We start from the raw sequence: 21,829 nt of genomic DNA, 5'->3' as shown, positions 1-21,829 counted from the left end.
GCGAATTCGGTTTTCAGATCGCCACATGCTTTTCGGGCTGGTCGCCTTCGGCGGCCTTGAGCCGGCGGTCCTTCTCCAGCTTCTTGCGGGCGCGGTGCCGCTTGAGGGGCGAAAGATAATCCACGAACAGCTTGCCTTCGAGATGGTCGATCTCATGCTGTATGCACACCGCCAGCAAACCGCCGGTTTCCAGCTCGAAGGACTGCCCCTCGCGGTCGAGCGCCCTGACCTTCACGTGTTCGGCACGGGAGACCTTCTCGAACACCCCCGGCACCGACAAACAACCCTCGTCCATTTCCTCGGTACCGGATTTTTCGGTGATCTCGGGGTTGATCAGGCACAGCGGGGCGTTCTTCTCTTCGGACGTATCGATCACGATCACCCGTTTCCGCACGTTGACCTGGGTCGCGGCCAGACCGATGCCGGGCGCGGCATACATGGTTTCCAGCATATCGTCGAGCAGTTTGCGAACGGAGTCGTCCACCGTTTCGACGGGCAAGGCCTTGTTTCTCAGACGTTTGTCGGGAAATTCAAGTATCGTCAAAAGCGCCATGGGATTACGACCGAACGTGGGTGTGGGTTTTTGGCATTCTAGCCGAATTCCTCTATGCTTTGGAACGCTTCGGATAGGCCGCGAAACGCCGGGAACTTGGCGCTTTGCGGTCCGCAGCAACAGTCCACTCTTCCGCCCACCCCCCATTTACCTCGCCCCTACCCGCTCGCCGGGATGACTGACAGAGGATACGGCGTCATGATACTGCGCATACTGCTCACCTTCTGCTTGTTGCTCGCCGCGTCCGGCCTACGGGCGGACGAAATCGCCCTAAACCCCGAACATCCGGAGACTTATGTCGTGGTCCGGGGCGATACCTTGTGGGACATCGCGGGCCGTTTTCTGCAAAAACCCTGGCAGTGGCCACAGATATGGCGGGAAAACCCGCAGATTCGCAACCCGCACTGGATCTATCCGGGCGACGAGTTGCGCTTGACCTATGTCGACGGCAAGCCGCAACTGACCGTCGGCCGCCCGTCGGAGCTCAGGCTCAGCCCGCAGGTCCGGATAAGCCCGCTCGAACAGGCCATACCCGTCATTCCAATGAACGCGGTGCGGCAATTCTTGACCCGGCCCAAGGTGGTCGGCGCGGGCGAACTGGAATCGGCGCCTTATGTCGTGGATTTTGCCGAGGAACACATCGTCGGCGGAGCGGGTGACCGAATCTACGCACGCGGGCTCGCCGAGCAGGCACACGACGACGGCTTCATGATCTTCCGTCCCGGCGCCGCCTACCGCGACCCCGACACGCGGGAAGTCCTGGGTTACGAGGCCTTGTCCGTAGGCGATGCCACACTCGAGCGTGGCGGCGAGATTGCCACCCTGCAACTGACCCGCACCGAACGCGAGGTGATCATCGGCGACCGCCTGCTGCCGGTCGAACAGGAAACGATGCAGATGCAGTACCAGCCCCACGCGCCGGACAAACTGGTCGAAGGGCACATCATCAGCGTCGTGGACGGCGTCAGCCAGATCGGCCAATATCAGGTGATCATCATCGACCGCGGTTACGCCGATGGGCTGGAAACCGGTCACGTCCTCGACATTTACCGGGCTGGCCGCACCGAACGCGACATCGTCAGCCGGCAAGCCGCCGAAACGGTGGATTTGCCGCGCGAGAAGTCGGGCACGCTTCTGGTTTTCAAGCCTTACGAGCGTGTCAGCTTCGGGCTGGTCATGAAAGCCACCCGCGCGCTGCACATCAATGACGCCGTCGTAACCCCCTAACTTGACGGCAACCCCTGCCCAGGAACTTGCCTATTGGCTGGCGCTCATGCGTACGCCCCGCGTGGGCCCGCGAGCCTTCCAAACCCTTCGGGATCATTTCGGATCGCCCGAAGGGGTCTTTTCCGAATCGCGCGCCGGCCTGACCGCACTGGGGCTGGCGGCGGCGACCGTGGATGGGCTGCTCGCGCCCGACTGGCGCAAAGTCGACGACGACCTGCGCTGGCTCGCCGAACCGAACCGCCACTGCCTGACGCTCGATCACCCCGACTATCCGTTGCCCTTGCGTGAAATCGCCGATCCACCGCCCGTGTTGTTCGTCGAGGGCGCCCCCCTCGCACTGGGCAGCCTGCAGCTCGCGGTGGTCGGCAGCCGGAATCCCTCCCCTACGGGCGAAAAACTGGCCCGTGATTTTTCCCGGGCCTTGGCCGAAGCCGGCTGGGCGGTGACCAGCGGGCTGGCCTTGGGCATCGACGCCGCTGCGCACCGGGGCGCGCTGGAGGGACGGGGACGAACGGTAGCGGTCGCCGGCACCGGGCCGGACCAGGTTTACCCCGCCCGCCACGCCCGCCTGGCCGAGACCATCGTGCAATGCGGCGGCGCCCTGGTATCCGAGCTGCCCACCGGCACGGCGCCGCAAGCCGGCAATTTCCCCCGCCGCAACCGCATCATCAGCGGACTGTCGCGCGGCGTGCTGGTGGTCGAGGCGGCGCTGCGCAGCGGCTCCCTGATCACCGCACGCCTGGCCCTGGAGCAGGGCCGCGAAGTCTTCGCCATACCCGGCTCCATCCAGAATCCCTTGTCGCGTGGATGCAACGCCTTGATCAAGCAGGGCGCCAAGCTGGTGGAGACCGTGCAGGACATTTTGGAGGAGTTGGGGGTCTATACCCCTGCCCCGGCTGCGGTTCCGGACAGCGGAGAAAAGCCCGCGGCCCCCGATCCGGCCCTCGCCTCGCTCTTAAAATCTGTTGCGTATGAACCAACCTCTGTGGATACTCTCATCGCAGCGACGGGATTCGCGCCGGAAACCATCACCTCCATGCTGTTGTTGCTGGAACTGGATGGTTACGTCATCGCCTCCGGCGGTGGATTGTACTGCCGCATCCGGTGACTCCCTAGCCCATCGCTTACCGAGAATTTGCATGAAAGAAAACGTATTCGACGTTCTGATCTACCTGTTCGAAAACTACATGGGGGGCGAAGCCGAGCCCGAGCCCGATCCGGACACCATACGCACCGAGTTGCTGGAGGCCGGTTTTCCGCAGGAAGAGATCACCAAGGCGTTCGATTGGCTGGAGTCGCTGGCGGAGCACAAGCCCATCACGGCCGTGTCGTCCCCAGCATTCCGCATCTTCGCCCACGAGGAAGCCGCCAAGCTGGACATGGAATGCCAAAGCCTGCTCATGTCACTCGAACAGAGTGGCATCCTGAGCCCGGCCAACCGCGAACTGGTGATTGACCGGGCCATGGCGCTGAACGAGGAGCGCATCTCCCTGGAAAACCTGAAATGGATCGTGCTGATGATATTGTTCAGCCAGCCGGACGAGGAAGTCGCGTTCGCCCGAATGGAAAACCTGGTGTACGAAACCATGCCGGGTTATATCCACTGAACGCCTGTTTAGCGATCATCCATCGACCACATTCCGGCGTCGCGCCCTCCCCTGCCTCATGAGCCACAATCTCGTCATCGTCGAATCGCCGGCCAAGGCCAAAACGATAGAAAAATACCTGGGCAAGGACTTCCAGGTTTACGCCTCGTACGGCCATGTGCGCGATCTGGTGCCGAAAGAAGGCGCGGTCGATCCGGAACACGACTTCGCGATGAAATACGAGGTCATCGATCGCAACCAGAAACACGTGCAGACCATCGCCTCCGCCGCCAAGAAGGCCGATGCGCTCTATCTCGCGACCGACCCGGACCGCGAGGGCGAGGCGATTTCCTGGCACTTGTACGAGATACTCAAGGAAAAGAAACTGCTGGAAAACAAGCCGGTGCACCGGGTTGTTTTCCACGAAATCACCAAGCGTGCGATCACCGAGGCCATCGAGCATCCCCAGGCGCTGTCCAAGGATTTGATCGATGCCCAGCAGGCACGCCGGGCGCTGGATTATCTGGTCGGCTTCAAACTCTCTCCCCTGCTGTGGAAGAAAATCCGCCGCGGCCTCTCCGCCGGCCGGGTGCAGAGCCCCGCCCTGCGCATGATCGTCGAACGGGAACTGGAGATCGAGGCCTTCAAGACCCAGGAATACTGGACCATCGAGGCCACGGCGCGGACAGCAGAACAAGCGTTCAAGGCGCGCCTGACCCATTACGAAAGCCAGAAACTCGAACAGTTCAGCATCACCGACGAGGCTCAGGCGGGCCAGGTCCGCGACGCCTTGCTGAAGGCCGCGAACGGCCAGCTTTCGGTGCTCAAGGTCGAGGAGAAGGAGCGCAAGCGCAATCCCGCCGCGCCGTTCACCACCTCGACCCTGCAACAGGAAGCGGCGCGCAAGCTGGGCTTTACCACCCGCCGCACCATGACCGTCGCGCAGCAACTCTACGAAGGCATAGACCTCGGCGGCGAATCCGTAGGCTTGATCACCTATATGCGTACCGACTCGGTCAGCCTGGCCAATGAGGCGATCCAGGAGCTGCGCGAACTGATCGCCAAGCGTTTCGGCAAAGACAATATCCCGGAACAGGCACCGGTCTACAAAACCAAGAGCAAGAACGCCCAGGAGGCTCACGAGGCGGTGCGTCCGACCTCGGCCTTCCGCGTGCCCGAGCAGGTGAAGTCTCATCTCTCGCCGGACCAGTTCAAGCTCTACAGCCTGATCTGGAAGCGCACCGTCGCATGCCAGATGATACACGCGACCATAGGCACGGTGGCGGTCGATCTCGGTTGCGGCGAGGGCAATGTCTTTCGCGCCAACGGCTCCACCGTCATCAATCCGGGGTTCATGGCGGTCTACCTGGAGGGGCGCGACGATGCGCAGGCCGGCGAGGACGACGAGAGCTATTTGCCCGCGCTCAAGAGCGGCGAGCAGGTCGATCTGGCCGAAATCGTCGCCGGCCAGCATTTCACCGAACCGCCTCCGCGCTTCACCGAAGCCAGCCTGGTCAAGACCTTGGAGGAATACGGCATCGGCCGGCCGTCGACCTATGCCTCCATCATCTCCACCCTGCAGCAGCGCCATTACGTGGAACTGGACGCCAAGCGCTTCCGCCCGACCGATGTCGGCCGTATCGTCAACAAATTCCTCACCGAGCATTTCACCCAATACGTCGACTACAACTTTACCGCCAATCTGGAGGACGACCTCGACGCGGTATCGCGCGGCGAGAAAACCTGGATACCCTTGATGAAGGAATTCTGGGGGCCGTTCAAGTCGCTGATCGAGGCCAAGGACGAAGGGCTCAAGCGCGCCGATGTCACCCATGAAGCCATCGAGGAAGCCTGTCCGGACTGCGGCGGGCCTTTGTCGATACGCCTGGGGCGCAACGGCCGTTTCATCGGCTGCAACAACTATCCGACCTGCAAGTACACGCGCAATCTCAACGGTGAAACGACATCGGCGGAACCGGAGGTGGTCGAAGGCAAGACCTGCCCGAAGTGCGATTCGCCGCTGGTCATCAAGACCGGGCGCTACGGCAAATTCATCGGTTGCAGCGCGTATCCCAAGTGCAAGCACATCGAGCCTTTGGAAAAGCCGGAGGACACCGGCGTCCAGTGCCCGGAGTGCAAGAAAGGCAGCCTCATCAAGCGCAAGTCGCGCTTCGGCAAGCTGTTCTATTCCTGCTCGACCTACCCGACCTGCAGCTACGCGGCCTGGAATCCGCCCCTGGCGGAGCCCTGCCCCAACTGCGGCTGGCCGATATTGACCCTGAAAACCACCAAACGGCGCGGTACCGAAAAAGTCTGCCCGCAGAAAGAATGCGGTTATGCGACGCCCTACGAAGGCGAATTGAACGCCATAACCGAAAGCTAAGCTCCCTCGGATGGGCTGGGTATCGGCGTTCCGTCTGCGCTTATGCGTGCGTCAACTGCGCCGAGGCGGCTTGATCGCCTATCCGACCGAAGCGGTTTACGGCTTGGGTTGCGATCCCCGCAACCTCGCGGCGATCGAAAAATTGTTGGCGTCGAAACAACGCCCCTCGACCAAGGGGCTGATACTGATCGCCGAGAATTTCCGCCAACTGGAACCCTTCCTGGACCTCCGCCATCCGGGTTTGCGAGAGGCGCTCAAGCTCGGCTGGCCCGGCCCGATTACCCGGATCGTTCCAGCGCAGTCCTGGGTACCCGAGCTGTTGCGGGGAGACAGCGGCGGCATCGCCGTTCGGGTGACGGCCCACGGCCCGTCGGCGGCATTGTGCCGCGCGTTTGGCGGCCCTGTGGTATCCACCAGCGCGAATCGCAGCGGAACGGCTCCGGCGCGAACGAGACTGCGGGTACGACATTATTTTCCCGGCACCGATCTCGTTTTTCTTCCCGGTGAGCTCGGAGGGCGTGGTGAACCGACGCCCATCTACGACGCATTGAGCGGAAAACGGCTCCGTTAGCGCGGGGCCGGAGCGCTCAACTTGACTTAACCAGCCCCGGTTCATACGATTCGCACACTTTTTAATCCAATCAGGAAATCTGCCCGCCCTCACTTGAGCGGGAACTTTACATGACTAGCCTTAGCACAACGGCCACCGTGTCGGTAAACGAAGACGACGCCCGACAGGAATTCGCCGGCATCCGCCAACTCGTCGAGGAAGAAAACAAGGCCGTCGACCAGATCATCGTCAAGGAACTGAGTTCCGGCGTGCTGCTGGTCAACCAAATCGGTCACTACATCATCAACAGCGGCGGCAAGCGTCTGCGGCCCATGCTGCTGCTGTTGGCGGCGAAAGCCCTGAACTACCCCGGCGACAAGCATCTCACGCTGGCCGCTGTACTGGAGTTCATACACACGGCTACCTTGCTGCACGACGACGTGGTGGACGAATCGTCTCTGCGCCGGGGCCGCGACACGGCCAACCGCCTGTGGGGCAATTCCGCCAGCGTTCTGGTCGGCGATTTTCTCTATTCCCGCTCGTTCGAGATGATGGTCGGCGTGCATGACTTGCGGGTGATGCAGATCATGTCCAGCACCACCACGGCGATCGCCGAGGGCGAGGTCCTGCAGCTTTTGAACTGCAACAATCCCGCGACCACCGAGCAGAAATACCTCGACGTGGTAGCCCGCAAGACCGCCATCCTGTTCGCCGCCGCCGGCCAACTGGCGGGCGTGTTGACCGGCGCCTCCCCCGAGGTCGAGCAGAACCTGCGCGAATACGGCCTGCGCCTGGGTATAGCCTTCCAGCTCATCGACGACGCACTGGACTACATGGCCAATCCCGAGGAACTGGGAAAAAACCTGGGCGACGATCTCGCCGAAGGCAAGCCCACCCTGCCGCTCATCTATGCCCTGGAGCACGCCTCGCCCGAGCAGGCCGAGATATTACGGGTCGCTATCGAGCAGGGCGAACGCGAGCACTTCAAAGATGTGTACGCAATCGTTGAGTCTACCGACGCAATTGCGTATACTACGCGGCGCGCAAGGGAAGAAGCGGAAAAGGCCATCACGGCGCTGGACTGCATACCGTCTTCCCAGTTCAAAGACGCCTTAATACGGCTCGCAAGATTTTCGGTAGCGCGCAGCTACTGAAAATATCAAAGTTTCGGGGTGTAGCTCAGCCTGGTAGAGCACTGCTTTCGGGAGGCAGTGGCCGGAGGTTCGAATCCTCTCACCCCGACCAATCAATTCCCTGTTTCTCGATACGTGAGAAACATCTCTTTCGCTTGTTTCTCGTCCGGTTTTTCCAACACGGAACTCATCTACTTTTTTTCACCCCTCTGTCGATCCCAATAGCCGCATAGTCGGCCGTCGGCGCAAGTTGCGCAGCATATCGTCCATCACGAGGGCGTGTCGTAGATCGTACAAGCCCAGCGCCGGAGTTGCCTAAGGTATAGGCCCTATCGTGGAGACGGGTGTTCCAGGCCTCTCGCATTATCTTGACCCTGCCCGATCCCTTGCAATTTTGACTTTACACACGAACCGGCGTTGACGGCCTCGAGTTATCTTCTCGCGAAGGCCGGCAAGGGATGCCGTGGGTAATACGGCCCGCGGCGCACAAGAAATTGCAGGCAGAATACCGGCGGATCAAACTATTAACGGTTCTGCCAAAGGCCCTCTTCACGCCCCCGTGGACGAAAGTACCTTTCGTGTGGAGAGGTATTCCCCTAGGTAGTGACGGGATTGGCGTTTCGATGCCTCTATTCTTAACCCAGCCCAGAGGTCATGGTGGGAGCGGCCTTCAGGCCTTAATCGTCGTGGGCTAAAGCCCGCTCCCACCGATCTGGCCGGGGATCTCGGGCCACCTTAACTAAGGGTGGGGAGTATGGCGTGGCCGACCAAGTTCTGCGCACACGCGTACAATCCGCGAGCCTGGTGCGGGAAGACCGCACTCCGGGGCGGTGCCGAGGTGAAGGCAGCCGGCTTTCCTGTGGCGAGAACCTCTTCAGGGGGAAACGATCATGAGCGAGCGAATTTCACGACGGGAGATGCTCTCCAGAGTGGCCGGCTTGGCTACCGGCGCGGGATTGGCCCTGGTGCAGGAGAAGGCGGAAGCCGAATGGCTGGGCGAATTTCCCCGCGTCGCCGTCAGCGTCAAGACCTCACCCCCCGGCCCGAAATCGATCGCGATGCTGGAGCGGATGCGGAAAGTGATCGGCCGCACCAACTACTCCGGGCTTTACGGCATCACGCTCGAGGGTGGACAAGGTGCGTATGTCACCGATCTGGATGGCAACATCTACCTGGACTGCCTCTCCGCCGCGACGACCAACGTCCTGGGCTATGGCCATGACGAGGTGGCGTTAGCCTACTACCAGACCGCCACCCAGCTTCAGAACTCCTGTTTCCCATATTCCGCCAACATTCAGGCCATCGAGCTTGCCGAAAAACTGACCCGCATCACGCCCGGCCGGCATGCGAAGAAGGTACTCATCGGACTATCCGGATCCGATTCATGCGACGGCGCGATCGAGGCGATGCGCAAATACACGGGGCGTTATGCCGTGATCAAATTTGCCAACGCCTACCACGGATCGACGGGGCTTTCCCAGCAGGCTTCGGGATTTCGGGGGCTCAACGACGGCATCTATCCGCCTTCGCCGAACTTCATCACCGTGGACTTTCCGGTGACGCTAAAGCAACGCGACGAGGTCTTGCGCCGGATAAAGACCTTGCTGACCTCCGGTGAGATCGGCGGTGTGTTGGCGGAACCCATCCAGGGGGACGCCGGAGTACAGGTGCCCCCCGAAGGATTCTTTCCCTTGCTGGCGGAAATGCTGAGCAAACATCAAGCCCTGTTCATCATCGACGAGATACAGAGCGGAATGGGGCGGACCGGCCGCTGGTGGGCGATCGAACACGACGGGGTGGTGCCCGATATCCTGGTGACCGCGAAAGGGCTTTCCGGCGGCTATGCTCCGATCTCGGCTTTGATCGGTCGGGCAGAGGTGATCGATGCCCTGCACCCGGCGCAGCATCTGTTCACTTATACCGGGCATCCGCCCTCTGCGGCGGCGGCCGCCAAGGTCATTTCCATCATCGAGGACCACGACGTCATGGCCAACGCCGACAAGCTGGGATGCAGGCTACTCGGCAGGCTGCAAGCGCTTCAGCTGCAGTATCCGGATGTGCTGGTCGAAGCACGCGGCCGCGGGCTGATGATCGGACTGGAGATCAATATTTCCAGGGATCCCGCAGCCTGCAAGCTGTTCGCGATGCGTTGCGTGGAGAAAGGCGTTTACGTGGGCTACTTCGGAAACGCCCAGCAAGTGGTCAGGATAGAGCCTCCCTTGATCTTGACCGAGGAGCAGACGGAACTGGTGGCCGACGTATGCGCGGAAGTGGCCAAAGAGATGCATAGCGGCCGCATTCCGGCATCCACCCGAGAAAAGGTACGGAACTTCGCTATCGGCTTGTAAACCGACTCATCGCGACTTCATTCGATAGAGATACTCGCTGCGGCGGCATCAGGCTTTTGCCAGCGCCGAGCCGCTCACCCCCACGGGCGTGGGGGTGAGCGGCCGGTGCTCCCGGCCGTGAACGACCGCCCCAGGACGGGCGGGCTGGCAAGCGCCACAGGACGTGTCCTTGCATCATCTCCATTCCGAACAATAAGGTTCATCCCCACGGGCGTGGGGAGCGGGGTATCGGCCGCCAGCGCCGTGGCGCCGATGGCGGTTCATCCCCACCGGCGTGGGGAACGGGCATTCCGTGGCGCGCTCGAAGCCGGCGACATCGGTTCATCCCCTCAGGCGTGGGGAACGGATGGCGCTTCGACTTCGCCTGGCCTTCACAGCAGGTTCATCCCCACGGGCGTGGGGAACGGGCCTCCAACGCCACCGACAGCTGCCCGATCGACGGTTCATCCCCACGGGCGTGGGGAACGGCAGGTCCAGTTGCCCGAGGTAGGGCATCATTTGCGGTTCATCCCCACGGGCGTGGGGAACGGACAAGGCAGGCAAGCAAACCCCGTTGGATTGGCGGTTCATCCCCACGGGCGTGGGGAACGGGTACAAGATCAATATCGACCCGGGCGTCCTGGGCGGTTCATCCCCACGGGCGTGGGGAACGGGTTGGTTATCCATATCAGTCCTCGCATGATTCGGGTTCATCCCCACGGGCGTGGGGAACGGTGTCACCGCCTCTTCATTTCAAGAACAAGATCGCGGTTCATCCCCACGGGCGTGGGGAACGGCTATTGGCGAAAATGCGTTTGAGGGCTGAGGCCGGTTCATCCCCACGGGCGTGGGGAACGGCCGCACGCGGGGTGCCCTAACCCCTCGGCCAACGGTTCATCCCCACGGGCGTGGGGAACGGGATGTCGACCGCTCCGGTTTTGTCGCACAGCGCGGTTCATCCCCACGGGCGTGGGGAACGGTGCCATATTGCCTCCTCTTGTTGTCTGCCCGGCGGTTCATCCCCACGGGCGTGGGGAACGGTCGGTGTCCACGTTGTTGATGCGGAAGCGCACCGGTTCATCCCCACGGGCGTGGGGAACGGATAAAAATCTCCTCGCTGCCGCCACCCGAGCCCGGTTCATCCCCACGGGCGTGGGGAACGGATCCTTCTCTCCGCGCCGGCTCGCCGCGATCGCGGTTCATCCCCACGGGCGTGGGGAACGGGCGCACTTCTTTACCGTCCTTTGCCTCCAGCGTGGTTCATCCCCACGGGCGTGGGGAACGGAAAAACTCGCGCACGTCCCAAACACGGTGCACCGGTTCATCCCCACGGGCGTGGGGAACGGCACTTGGGGCCGTGGTTCTAGCCCACTCACGGCGGTTCATCCCCACGGGCGTGGGGAACGGTATCCGCTGTCGGCGACCGTCGAGCAGCACGGCGGTTCATCCCCACGGGCGTGGGGAACGGACTTTTATAGGGACGGACGACGTCCCGGCGCCCGGTTCATCCCCACGGGCGTGGGGAACGGATCGCTTAAATACGCGTCAAGCTCCTTCGTCACGGTTCATCCCCACGGGCGTGGGGAACGGCAGCACCCGATTGTAAACATAGCGACACGCGCCGGTTCATCCCCACGGGCGTGGGGAACGGCAGCACCCGATTGTAAACATAGCGACACGCGCCGGTTCATCCCCACGGGCGTGGGGAACGGCCCCGGTAAGGCTATGACATGGCGTCGTCAACCGGTTCATCCCCACGGGCGTGGGGAACGGGACGTGGAACCGCTGCTGGCTTACCGTCGTACCGGTTCATCCCCACGGGCGTGGGGAACGGCTCTTTGGCGTCTGCCAGGCGAACGATCATTTCGGTTCATCCCCACGGGCGTGGGGAACGGAAGAGGATCTTCTACGCCTTCAAATCCGGCATCGGTTCATCCCCACGGGCGTGGGGAACGGGTTGCGCAACGGCCAGGCCTTGGCCGGCCATCCCGGTTCATCCCCACGGGCGTGGGGAACGGACCGCCCGTAGCAGTGTCAATTTTTCCGTCTCCGGTTCATCCCCACGGGCGTGGGGAACGGGTCCGCTGACACCTTGCGCTAGCTGTTACCCGCGGTTCATCCCCACGGGCGTGGGGAACGGCCCATGGCCGTCGCGGGCGCGCTTGTACATCAACGGTTCATCCCCACGGGCGTGGGGAACGGATCCTACGGCCTATAGGAACTGAACCCAAACCGCGGTTCATCCCCACGGGCGTGGGGAACGGTCCTTGGCGGCATCGGTACCGATGTGGAAGAGCGGTTCATCCCCACGGGCGTGGGGAACGGCCTCTAGCTCTACCTCTTTAAGCTGCCGGAAACGGTTCATCCCCACGGGCGTGGGGAACGGTATTGGCTGATCGTCAACCCTGGCCGGATTGCCGGTTCATCCCCACGGGCGTGGGGAACGGAAACGCCTCTTTCCTGGCAACAACTGCACGCGCGGTTCATCCCCACGGGCGTGGGGAACGGTGTTACATGCCTCCCACGAGGCGTGGAATGTCCGGTTCATCCCCACGGGCGTGGGGAACGGCAGTATCAGCAGTTGGTAGTCGACCTGGAAAACGGTTCATCCCCACGGGCGTGGGGAACGGATGGAACGCGATTGCCGGCCTCAATAGCGCGTCGGTTCATCCCCACGGGCGTGGGGAACGGCAGATTGACGATGTGCCAATGCAACAGGTTGGCGGTTCATCCCCACGGGCGTGGGGAACGGGGCTTAGCTTACGAAATCATGAACGGTAGCGGCGGTTCATCCCCACGGGCGTGGGGAACGGTTCATCATCCCCCTCTAGTTACACCTCGTTAAGCGGTTCATCCCCACGGGCGTGGGGAACGGTCGGTGCTTTTACCGATCTGCGCAGCATAGAGCGGTTCATCCCCACGGGCGTGGGGAACGGGAATTCACCGCGGCCGATCTGGCGGCCATGGCCGGTTCATCCCCACGGGCGTGGGGAACGGGCCGCCGCGACCTGGCCGAGTTCGCCGAAGGGCGGTTCATCCCCACGGGCGTGGGGAACGGCCCTAGCCCCTCTCCCAGAGGGCGAGGGGAATCGGTTCATCCCCACGGGCGTGGGGAACGGTGCATTTTTTCCCGGTCGCCGATATCGAGCGCCGGTTCATCCCCACGGGCGTGGGGAACGGCCTGTGGCCGTGGATTCCGCTGCTACGCCGATCGGTTCATCCCCACGGGCGTGGGGAACGGGATCTGGCTGGTACCGGCCTTTTCAATGGCCGCGGTTCATCCCCACGGGCGTGGGGAACGGGGTTTATCGGTTCGACCCGGCGCTCTCGGCGGCGGTTCATCCCCACGGGCGTGGGGAACGGTAGAGGCCCTGCAACTGGAAGCCGACAAGTGCCGGTTCATCCCCACGGGCGTGGGGAACGGGCCCGCTCCTGAGTACCGGCTCGGCTGGAACCGGGTTCATCCCCACGGGCGTGGGGAACGGGACCTCGTCGAAAACGACATAGCGTGCGGACGCGGTTCATCCCCACGGGCGTGGGGAACGGCGCACAATCGTCGCAGCCATTCTCCGCCCGATCGGTTCATCCCCACGGGCGTGGGGAACGGATCCCATCCCAGCGGGCAAACGTGATCGTCCGCGGTTCATCCCCACGGGCGTGGGGAACGGCGCGTCTTCGGCTTCGGTGCCGGAGGCCTCCTCGGTTCATCCCCACGGGCGTGGGGAACGGTGTCAGCCCATTTAGCGTTATCTGCTCGACAACGGTTCATCCCCACGGGCGTGGGGAACGGTTAAGCGCGGTCTCGCCGCATTGGGCGTCAGACGGTTCATCCCCACGGGCGTGGGGAACGGGTACGGCATGGATAGCGCGGAGGCCGTGTACGCGGTTCATCCCCACGGGCGTGGGGAACGGTTCCCAATAATTACCGCAATGTATTTCGATACCGGTTCATCCCCACGGGCGTGGGGAACGGATTTCCCTCGCCATTGGACAATCGGTCTACACCGGTTCATCCCCACGGGCGTGGGGAACGGGCACCCTCCAAGCTCGCCGGAGCGTTGCCCGCCGGTTCATCCCCACGGGCGTGGGGAACGGCTCCAATCCTACAATTACGGGATCGGGAAGTACGGTTCATCCCCACGGGCGTGGGGAACGGTCTACACCACGCTGACTGGGCAATTATCGCTGCGGTTCATCCCCACGGGCGTGGGGAACGGACCATCGCTAGTGTAGATTCCGATCTCCATGCCGGTTCATCCCCACGGGCGTGGGGAACGGTGTGGTATTACCGTTATAGTCACAACCAAGGTCCGGTTCATCCCCACGGGCGTGGGGAACGGGATGAGCGAGGACTGCCGGGCATTTATACGGCCGGTTCATCCCCACGGGCGTGGGGAACGGCGACCACATAGGGATGCTAGCGGCATTACAGCCGGTTCATCCCCACGGGCGTGGGGAACGGTCTACACCACGCTGACTGGGCAATTATCGCTGCGGTTCATCCCCACGGGCGTGGGGAACGGTCGCGCATATCCAAGGCGACGGTCAACCCGTACGGTTCATCCCCACGGGCGTGGGGAACGGTTCCCAATAATTACCGCAATGTATTTCGATACCGGTTCATCCCCACGGGCGTGGGGAACGGCATCAACAAACGTCGCGGAACTCAGACGATATCGGTTCATCCCCACGGGCGTGGGGAACGGCAATCCCTATTACATAGAGTGCGCGAATCTACCGGTTCATCCCCACGGGCGTGGGGAACGGTACTTGAAACTCATACGGGGGTCGATTTCCGGCGGTTCATCCCCACGGGCGTGGGGAACGGTCGACCGAACGAGGTTACGGGCGAAATTTTATCGGTTCATCCCCACGGGCGTGGGGAACGGGGATAGTGTGTTGACGACGGCAGGTCCGTTCGCGGTTCATCCCCACGGGCGTGGGGAACGGAATATCTGCTCGCGCCGAAATTATCGCACGATCGGTTCATCCCCACGGGCGTGGGGAACGGGTGGTATTACCGTTATAGTCACAACCAAGGTCCGGTTCATCCCCACGGGCGTGGGGAACGGAAACGAAAATTCTGTCGAAACTCCTCGACATCCGGTTCATCCCCACGGGCGTGGGGAACGGCGAACGCCCTGGGAACGGCGAGCGCAGAAGAGCGGTTCATCCCCACGGGCGTGGGGAACGGAACCTCGCGGCCAAAGTACGGGTTGACCGCCGCGGTTCATCCCCACGGGCGTGGGGAACGGCGCAAGATCGTATCGCGGAGCGCCACCGGGAGCGGTTCATCCCCACGGGCGTGGGGAACGGTATTGTCTAACGCCCCGGCTAAATTCAACGTTCCGGTTCATCCCCACGGGCGTGGGGAACGGGAAATCGCCCGTGACCTGATACACCCGCAAATTCGGTTCATCCCCACGGGCGTGGGGAACGGAAACCGCAAAAGGCATGGCGGCCCGCCACGAGCGGTTCATCCCCACGGGCGTGGGGAACGGCCAGGGGCTGTTGAAATGCAGCCGCCTGCCGCCTGGTTCATCCCCACGGGCGTGGGGAACGGATAAAAATTGGCGTTGCAGCCCGCGCGTAGCACGGTTCATCCCCACGGGCGTGGGGAACGGACGTGGTCCCTGACCTTTACCGGCGCCACGACCGGTTCATCCCCACGGGCGTGGGGAACGGACTTGCTCCGCTGGCATCTGCCGGACTGCTCCCGGTTCATCCCCACGGGCGTGGGGAACGGTACCGATCTGTTCACCTATACCTCTGGTTCTCCGGTTCATCCCCACGGGCGTGGGGAACGGCCGCCTTCGGCACTACCCGCCCAACCCTGACGCGGTTCATCCCCACGGGCGTGGGGAACGGCACCGTCTCGCCATCGCAAGGCGGCGGGCCGTCGGTTCATCCCCACGGGCGTGGGGAACGGAAAGCCGGCGAGGCGTTCACCAAGGCCGGCGACGGTTCATCCCCACGGGCGTGGGGAACGGACTCCATCGCCCTATGGGCCGCCAGCCGGCTACGGTTCATCCCCACGGGCGTGGGGAACGGAACGCGGATTTCTACGCGGGCACCGGCAGTACCGGTTCATCCCCACGGGCGTGGGGAACGGTCAGCCAAGTGAGGCCGGTATGAAACCGCTATCCCGGTTCATCCCCACGGGCGTGGGGAACGGCCGGCACCCATGGGCGGCACGCTGACTACCGGCGGTTCATCCCCACGGGCGTGGGGAACGGCGGCAAGCTCTGCAAGCCATCCTGGACCAATACGGTTCATCCCCACGGGCGTGGGGAACGGCATGTTCTAATGTTATACGTTCACCTTCAACGCGGTTCATCCCCACGGGCGTGGGGAACGGTCTTCAGCCAGCGCGGGGGCCTTGTCGTCCACCGGTTCATCCCCACGGGCGTGGGGAACGGGCCCTGGTGTTGTTGGAAAGTACACCATCGACCGGTTCATCCCCACGGGCGTGGGGAACGGGATGATGCGTACGTTCTCGATACTGCCCAGCTCGGTTCATCCCCACGGGCGTGGGGAACGGGCCTTGCGAGTGCGGTTGAGAATAATCGGCCCCGGTTCATCCCCACGGGCGTGGGGAACGGTTGTTGGGCCTGCGCCTGAGCCTGCTGTATGCCGGTTCATCCCCACGGGCGTGGGGAACGGTGTAGCCGCATCGACCTGAATCTCTTGGAACGCGGTTCATCCCCACGGGCGTGGGGAACGGTGCGGTGCCGGTCAGGCGGGCGGTACCGATCACGGTTCATCCCCACGGGCGTGGGGAACGGAAGTTAATGGCGCACCGCCGAAATTATTGACGCGGTTCATCCCCACGGGCGTGGGGAACGGGCTCCTCACCGAGTCCACCGACACGCAGGACACGGTTCATCCCCACGGGCGTGGGGAACGGTTCGAGGCCTTGGTCGGCGGCCAGCCGGTAGACGGTTCATCCCCACGGGCGTGGGGAACGGGCGGCCGGCCCGAGGCGGCCAACTGCTCGGCCACGGTTCATCCCCACGGGCGTGGGGAACGGTGGATGGGCCAGACCTGGGACGGCAACATTGCCGGTTCATCCCCACGGGCGTGGGGAACGGTGCGCCATCCGCCTGCACCTGATGCAAGGACGCGGTTCATCCCCACGGGCGTGGGGAACGGGGTTTCGTCTACCAGCGGCTCCGCGAGAGCGCTGGTTCATCCCCACGGGCGTGGGGAACGGGCCGTCATCACATGGCCGTAACCGATGGTCGGCGGTTCATCCCCACGGGCGTGGGGAACGGAGGAGGGTGCCATGAGACGTGGATTTTTACTACGGTTCATCCCCACGGGCGTGGGGAACGGGCGAAGGCGTATGGATCGTAAGGCGCAACCGGCGGTTCATCCCCACGGGCGTGGGGAACGGGCCCATTTCCACCAGCACTCGTTCCAGTAGGTCGGTTCATCCCCACGGGCGTGGGGAACGGGTTGGGCGATATCGGCCACCCACGAGGCGCTACGGTTCATCCCCACGGGCGTGGGGAACGGGCGACATCGCCATCCGACAGACGTTGGGGATGCGGTTCATCCCCACGGGCGTGGGGAACGGAATCCATCCGCCTATGACCGCATGGACAATCTCGGTTCATCCCCACGGGCGTGGGGAACGGTGCTGGTTGGATTCCGTTCCGTGATACCAAAACGGTTCATCCCCACGGGCGTGGGGAACGGTGCCGCTGAGCATATAGACAAGCGGAAGATCCCGGTTCATCCCCACGGGCGTGGGGAACGGATTTGCTGTTCCTTTTTATCTTTGCTCTTAGGCGGTTCATCCCCACGGGCGTGGGGAACGGGCTGAAGGCCTTCGTGTTTTCTGGAAGGCCTACGGTTCATCCCCACGGGCGTGGGGAACGGTACGCGTGATGTTGTTGCAATGTCCCGTTTTGCGGTTCATCCCCACGGGCGTGGGGAACGGTCTACCACTTTCGTCGGCGCCGGCGAGGAAGGCGGTTCATCCCCACGGGCGTGGGGAACGGTGCAGCTCCGCATCGGTGTAGCGCGAGAGCTGCGGTTCATCCCCACGGGCGTGGGGAACGGGCCTTTTACGATGTATTCGTCTCCCGCCGCGCCGGTTCATCCCCACGGGCGTGGGGAACGGGGGATAGATCGATATGCCAGTGCGGCGGAGGTCGGTTCATCCCCACGGGCGTGGGGAACGGCGTCGTATGGGACAGAAGGCCTGATATGAGCCCCGGTTCATCCCCACGGGCGTGGGGAACGGGGCCCGCGCGTTGACGCGGGCAATGGCGGCGGCGGTTCATCCCCACGGGCGTGGGGAACGGGACACCCAGGCCGGGATTGGTTTTGGCCCATTCGGTTCATCCCCACGGGCGTGGGGAACGGGATGGATACCATCAGATGACGCGGCCGTCGTGCGGTTCATCCCCACGGGCGTGGGGAACGGTTGTTCTTCGGCAAGGGTTTGTTCTGCCCGAACGGTTCATCCCCACGGGCGTGGGGAACGGTCGCCATGCAAGGCGCTGCGGCAGATCGCCAGCGGTTCATCCCCACGGGCGTGGGGAACGGGCAAATACGCTGTTTGGCTTTACCGCACAGGCCGGTTCATCCCCACGGGCGTGGGGAACGGCCCAACGGATAGGTCGATGGGCACGCCTGCGGCGGTTCATCCCCACGGGCGTGGGGAACGGACCATTTCTAACTTGTTGTTAGCAATGGCGTTTTTGGGCCGTCCGAATTCTACCGAATTGAACGGCGTTTTTGCACGACAAAATTTCCGGATTGTTAAAGAGCATTTCCACCTCCCTGAGGCGGGTCGGCCTGCGGTTCGGGCGGGAAAAAAGACACCAGCTTAAGGCCGTCCAGTTCCACCGGCATGCGACGGTTCTTGCCCAGCGTGAGGAAGTCGAAGCCGGATTCGGTGTTGGTGGACCACACCAGCACCGCGTTGCCGTCCTCGATGCCTTCGGCGACCTGCGCCCAGATCATCTCGCGGATGCGCTTGGACAAGTCGCCGACGTAAACGCCTGCGCGCACTTCCACCAGCCACACGGCCAGGCGCCCGCGCAGCCTCGGCGGGGCGTTTTCAAGCACGATGACCAGCATCGCCCAGGCTCTCGGGGTTGGGAATGGCGGGGCCGACGCTGTCTTCCGGTGCTTCGGGCGGCTGCACGCCGCCGGCGGCCAATACGTCTTCGATCATGGGGATGATCTTCTTCAGCAAATGGGTCTCGCGGAACACGTCGCGACAGGCCAGGCGCACCTCGCGCTCGGCGTTGGCCGGCTCCTTGGCGGCGATCTTGAAGGCGACCGGCACCACGGTGTCGAATTTGACCAGGTCGGCGATGTCGTAGACGAAGGACAAAGGCTTGCCGGTGTGGATGAAGCCGACCGCCGGGGCGTAACCGGCCGCGAGTATCGCGGCCTCGGTGATACCGTACAAACAGGCGGTGGCCGAGCTGAGGCAGCGGTTGGGCAGGTCGCCCGCGTCCCATTCCTGCACGTCGTAATTGCGCTGCTTCCACTTCACGCCGTAGCGCTTGGCCAGCAGTTCGTAGGTCTTGCGCACGCGGGCGCCCTCGATGCCGCGCAACTGCTCCACGCTGCGCCGTTCGGGCGGCTTTTCGCCGAAACGCAGTTCGTACATCTTGCGCACCACCTTGAGCCGCAAATCGCCGTCCAGCGCCAGTTGGGCCTGATAAAGCAGGCGGTCGGAGCGCGCCCCACCGGGCTGGCCCGAGGCATAGAGGCGCACGCCGGCCTCGCCGACCCAGACCAGCAGGGTGCCCACCCGTGCGGCCAGGGCCGCTGCGCGATGCGAGACGCGGGTGCCCGGCTCCAGCATCATGCAGGCGATGGAGCCGACCGGAATGTGGGTGCGCACGCCGTTTTTGTCGATGACTACGAAGGCGCCGTCCAGCACGTCGATTTCGCCGTACTCGATGAAGATCAGGGAGACGCGTTCCTTCATGGCGATGGGTTTGAGGGGTGGGAGGAGTCCGTTCATGCCGGCACCAGTCGTTTAAAAAAGTAATGTCGTTTTGGATGACCCTCACCCAACCCTCTCCCAGAGGGAGAGGGAGAGGGAAAGAATCAGAATTCCACGTCCTCGTAAATCTCCGCGAACGCCAGATCCAAACCGACGCTGTCCAAGCGTACGGTTTCGCCCGGCGACCAGGTCCATTGCTCCCAGCCGCCGTCCGGCAGCCTGCGGTAAACCTCCACCTGCGGGAAACGGCTTTCCACCAGCACATATTCCCGCAAGCTCTCCAGCGCGGCATAGGCGCGCATCTTCTCGCGCCGGTCGGTGGTTTCGGTGCCCGGCGACAGCACCTCGACGATCAGGCGCGGCTCGGTCAGATAATCCTTGGGCGCATCGGCGGCGGTGTCTCGCTCGGAACAGGTGACCACGACGTCGGGGTAGAAATACGCCTGCTCACGCGCCACCCTCACTTTCATGTCGGCGATATAACTGCGGCAAGGCGAACCGCGCAGATGATTGCGCAACCGGCTCGCGATGTTCAGGGCGATGGTGTTATGCGCCTTGCCCGCTCCGGCCATGGCATAAACATGCCCGGCCACGTATTCGTGGCGCACCGCACTGAGCGGTTCGCCGGCCAGATAATCGGCTTCGGGGATGGGAAGTACGGTGGCATGTTGCATGGCTGTACTCGGCTCAATACCAGTCCTTGAGGTGCATGATGCAGGGCTCGCCGGCCACCGCTTGCAGGTATTTTTCATCGGCGGTGACGAAAACACCATCGCGGACGATGGCGAGGGCGTGATAAGCGGCGTCGTAGAAGGTGACAGGGTACGATGCCGTCAGGCGAACGATCTCTCGCTGCCAGCTTGGCGCCACCGGCTCGTCGCAGCCGGCGAGTTGCCGGCGCAAGTCGGCCAGGTCGCGGTCGGCGTCCTGCCGGTATTTTCGCGCCAGGATGTTACCCACCTCGAAATACCAAAGTGCCGGCAAGCGTGCTTCGACCCGCCCCTGGGACAAAGCCTGCGCGATGGCCAGTGCCTGCGCTTGATAAGGCTCGCTCTCCGGCGGCAACAGCCATTTCAGGATGACCGATGCATCGATGACCAGGTGTCTCATCTAATGACTGTCCCGGTCTTCGCGCACCCAGTCTTCGGTCGTTCCCGGCAATTTTTCCTTGGCTTCCGCCCGCGCCCTGATCCGCGCGAACGCCTCCTCGCGTTGCCGGCGCAGCAAGGTTTCCGACACCGCCTGATTGATCAATTTGCTGCGCTCCCCTTTGGGTATGGCCTGGAATTGCTCCCAAACCTCGTCATCCAGAATCACATTCACTCGATGCGACATACTCGCCCACCCATCGCGCTGATAATTACACACGCATTATACACACCGAAACTGGACAGCACGGAGGGCGTGCCGTATCGGCGCGCAGCCGCGGAAGATGTGAGCTCCCGCGGCGCGGGCCCGGTCAGGGCTTCACGGCGTCACCACCGTCTCCACGATGGCGCTGAACTGGCCGACCTCCTCGTCGGCCAGCACGTAGACCAGCTTGTAGCGCCGCAGCTCCGGTTTGCCCGCCGCTGCGGGCGGACGCTCGTCGACATAGGGCGAGGCATTGTCGCGGGCCAGAAACACGAAATCGGCGTCGCCTTCCCGCCAGCCGTAGACGTTCACACCGTGGCTGTTGGACTTGTTGAACGAAACCTCCGCCTTGCCGCCGCCCAGGTTGGCGACGAACACATCGGGGCGGGCCGCGCTCAGGTCGCCGCTGCTCTCGGCCCCCTCGATGCCCAGCAGTTGCCCGATGGCGGGCGTGTATTTCGGATGCGCCTTGATGCGTCGGGCGATGCCGCGCGCATCGCCGTCGGCCTTGCGCCGGCTCTCCGACTTCTCGGCATTGGCCACCTTGGCGGCCGCCGCCGCGGCATCGGCCGCCTGGAGCTTCGCGCTCAGGCTCTGATTGGCGGCGACGATGGCGGCGATGTCCTCGTCCGACAGGCCGAACAAGGCCTGCTGGGCGGGAAGTGCGGAGGAAAAGTTGTTGTACCAGCGCTGGAAATCGCTGTCGGTGGAAGGAATGAACGATGACTTGGCCATGAAACA

Annotated in this window: 14 protein-coding genes, 1 tRNA gene and 1 CRISPR repeat array; of the genes, 8 read left to right on the top strand and 7 right to left on the bottom strand. The window is 63.2% G+C overall.

Annotation, left to right across the window (positions count from 1 at the left end; translation table 11 throughout):
• Positions 1–13: 13 nt before the first annotated feature.
• Positions 14–553, bottom strand: a complete 540-nt coding sequence (def, locus tag JWZ97_RS16610; protein ID WP_205431434.1) for a peptide deformylase — start codon at positions 551–553, stop codon at positions 14–16.
• A gap of 198 nt (positions 554–751) precedes the next feature.
• Here def and JWZ97_RS16605 point away from each other — a divergent pair, with 198 nt between their 5' ends.
• From JWZ97_RS16605 to JWZ97_RS16570, 8 genes are all read left to right on the top strand, one after another.
• Positions 752–1,780 (top strand): LysM peptidoglycan-binding domain-containing protein, encoded by a 1,029-nt coding sequence (locus JWZ97_RS16605; protein ID WP_205431432.1) that lies wholly within the window; start codon positions 752–754, stop codon positions 1,778–1,780.
• Positions 1,781–1,826: 46 nt separating this feature from the next.
• Positions 1,827–2,888, top strand: coding sequence for a DNA-processing protein DprA (dprA, locus tag JWZ97_RS16600; protein ID WP_205431429.1), 1,062 nt, complete (start codon positions 1,827–1,829; stop codon positions 2,886–2,888).
• A gap of 31 nt (positions 2,889–2,919) precedes the next feature.
• On the top strand, positions 2,920–3,387 hold the full coding sequence (locus JWZ97_RS16595; RefSeq protein ID WP_205431412.1) for a DUF494 family protein: 468 nt from the start codon (positions 2,920–2,922) through the stop codon (positions 3,385–3,387).
• Between the two features lie 58 nt (positions 3,388–3,445).
• On the top strand, positions 3,446–5,749 hold the full coding sequence (gene topA, locus JWZ97_RS16590) for a type I DNA topoisomerase (RefSeq protein WP_205431410.1): 2,304 nt from the start codon (positions 3,446–3,448) through the stop codon (positions 5,747–5,749).
• 10 nt (positions 5,750–5,759) lie between these two features.
• Positions 5,760–6,320, top strand: coding sequence for a Sua5/YciO/YrdC/YwlC family protein (locus tag JWZ97_RS16585; RefSeq protein ID WP_205431408.1), 561 nt, complete (start codon positions 5,760–5,762; stop codon positions 6,318–6,320).
• A 110-nt stretch (positions 6,321–6,430) separates the two neighbouring features.
• Entirely contained in the window at positions 6,431–7,453 is a 1,023-nt protein-coding gene (ispB, locus tag JWZ97_RS16580) for an octaprenyl diphosphate synthase (RefSeq protein ID WP_205431404.1), read from the top strand.
• Positions 7,454–7,467: 14 nt separating this feature from the next.
• Positions 7,468–7,544 (top strand) — tRNA-Pro (locus JWZ97_RS16575).
• 778 nt (positions 7,545–8,322) lie between these two features.
• Positions 8,323–9,780, top strand: coding sequence for an aspartate aminotransferase family protein (locus JWZ97_RS16570; RefSeq protein ID WP_205431401.1), 1,458 nt, complete (start codon positions 8,323–8,325; stop codon positions 9,778–9,780).
• A 195-nt stretch (positions 9,781–9,975) separates the two neighbouring features.
• Positions 9,976–18,437: direct repeats of the CRISPR family, unit length 29 nt; unit sequence CGGTTCATCCCCACGGGCGTGGGGAACGG.
• Positions 18,438–18,531: 94 nt separating this feature from the next.
• Here the strand turns inward: JWZ97_RS16570 and cas2e are convergent.
• The 6 genes from cas2e to JWZ97_RS16540 form a co-directional block, all read right to left on the bottom strand.
• Positions 18,532–18,852, bottom strand: coding sequence for a type I-E CRISPR-associated endoribonuclease Cas2e (gene cas2e / locus JWZ97_RS16565; protein ID WP_205431399.1), 321 nt, complete (start codon positions 18,850–18,852; stop codon positions 18,532–18,534).
• On the bottom strand, positions 18,833–19,753 hold the full coding sequence (cas1e, locus tag JWZ97_RS16560) for a type I-E CRISPR-associated endonuclease Cas1e (RefSeq protein ID WP_205431397.1): 921 nt from the start codon (positions 19,751–19,753) through the stop codon (positions 18,833–18,835). Before cas1e ends, cas2e begins: the two co-directional genes overlap by 20 nt.
• A gap of 86 nt (positions 19,754–19,839) precedes the next feature.
• Entirely contained in the window at positions 19,840–20,409 is a 570-nt protein-coding gene (locus JWZ97_RS16555; RefSeq protein ID WP_205431394.1) for a Uma2 family endonuclease, read from the bottom strand.
• A gap of 13 nt (positions 20,410–20,422) precedes the next feature.
• Positions 20,423–20,845, bottom strand: a complete 423-nt coding sequence (locus tag JWZ97_RS16550) for a type II toxin-antitoxin system VapC family toxin (protein ID WP_205431392.1) — start codon at positions 20,843–20,845, stop codon at positions 20,423–20,425.
• Positions 20,846–21,070 carry a hypothetical protein gene (locus tag JWZ97_RS16545; RefSeq protein WP_205431389.1) on the bottom strand — a complete coding sequence of 75 codons (225 nt, stop codon included), beginning with the start codon at positions 21,068–21,070 and terminating at the stop codon, positions 20,846–20,848.
• Positions 21,071–21,202: 132 nt separating this feature from the next.
• Entirely contained in the window at positions 21,203–21,823 is a 621-nt protein-coding gene (locus tag JWZ97_RS16540) for a hypothetical protein (protein ID WP_205431386.1), read from the bottom strand.
• Positions 21,824–21,829: the final 6 nt, after the last annotated feature.

This window comes from Methylococcus sp. EFPC2, from assembly GCF_016925495.1.
Taxonomy (GTDB): domain Bacteria; phylum Pseudomonadota; class Gammaproteobacteria; order Methylococcales; family Methylococcaceae; genus EFPC2.
The sequence above is the reverse complement of the archived record's forward strand: the minus strand, read 5'-3'. Positions and strand labels throughout refer to the sequence as shown.

Bases quoted from the DNA above. Each gene is read 5' to 3' on its own strand.
- topA (WP_205431410.1), top strand. From the start codon at position 3,446: ATGAGCCACAATCTCGTCATCGTCGAATCGCCGGCCAAGGCCAAAACG.
- dprA (WP_205431429.1), top strand. From the start codon at position 1,827: ATGCGTACGCCCCGCGTGGGCCCGCGAGCCTTCCAAACCCTTCGGGAT.
- JWZ97_RS16555 (WP_205431394.1), bottom strand. From the start codon at position 20,409: ATGCAACATGCCACCGTACTTCCCATCCCCGAAGCCGATTATCTGGCC.
- cas1e (WP_205431397.1), bottom strand. From the start codon at position 19,753: ATGAACGGACTCCTCCCACCCCTCAAACCCATCGCCATGAAGGAACGC.
- JWZ97_RS16570 (WP_205431401.1), top strand. From the start codon at position 8,323: ATGAGCGAGCGAATTTCACGACGGGAGATGCTCTCCAGAGTGGCCGGC.
- cas2e (WP_205431399.1), bottom strand. From the start codon at position 18,852: ATGCTGGTCATCGTGCTTGAAAACGCCCCGCCGAGGCTGCGCGGGCGC.
- JWZ97_RS16585 (WP_205431408.1), top strand. From the start codon at position 5,760: ATGGGCTGGGTATCGGCGTTCCGTCTGCGCTTATGCGTGCGTCAACTG.
- JWZ97_RS16605 (WP_205431432.1), top strand. From the start codon at position 752: ATGATACTGCGCATACTGCTCACCTTCTGCTTGTTGCTCGCCGCGTCC.
- JWZ97_RS16550 (WP_205431392.1), bottom strand. From the start codon at position 20,845: ATGAGACACCTGGTCATCGATGCATCGGTCATCCTGAAATGGCTGTTG.
- ispB (WP_205431404.1), top strand. From the start codon at position 6,431: ATGACTAGCCTTAGCACAACGGCCACCGTGTCGGTAAACGAAGACGAC.
- JWZ97_RS16545 (WP_205431389.1), bottom strand. From the start codon at position 21,070: ATGTCGCATCGAGTGAATGTGATTCTGGATGACGAGGTTTGGGAGCAA.
- JWZ97_RS16595 (WP_205431412.1), top strand. From the start codon at position 2,920: ATGAAAGAAAACGTATTCGACGTTCTGATCTACCTGTTCGAAAACTAC.
- JWZ97_RS16540 (WP_205431386.1), bottom strand. From the start codon at position 21,823: ATGGCCAAGTCATCGTTCATTCCTTCCACCGACAGCGATTTCCAGCGC.
- def (WP_205431434.1), bottom strand. From the start codon at position 553: ATGGCGCTTTTGACGATACTTGAATTTCCCGACAAACGTCTGAGAAAC.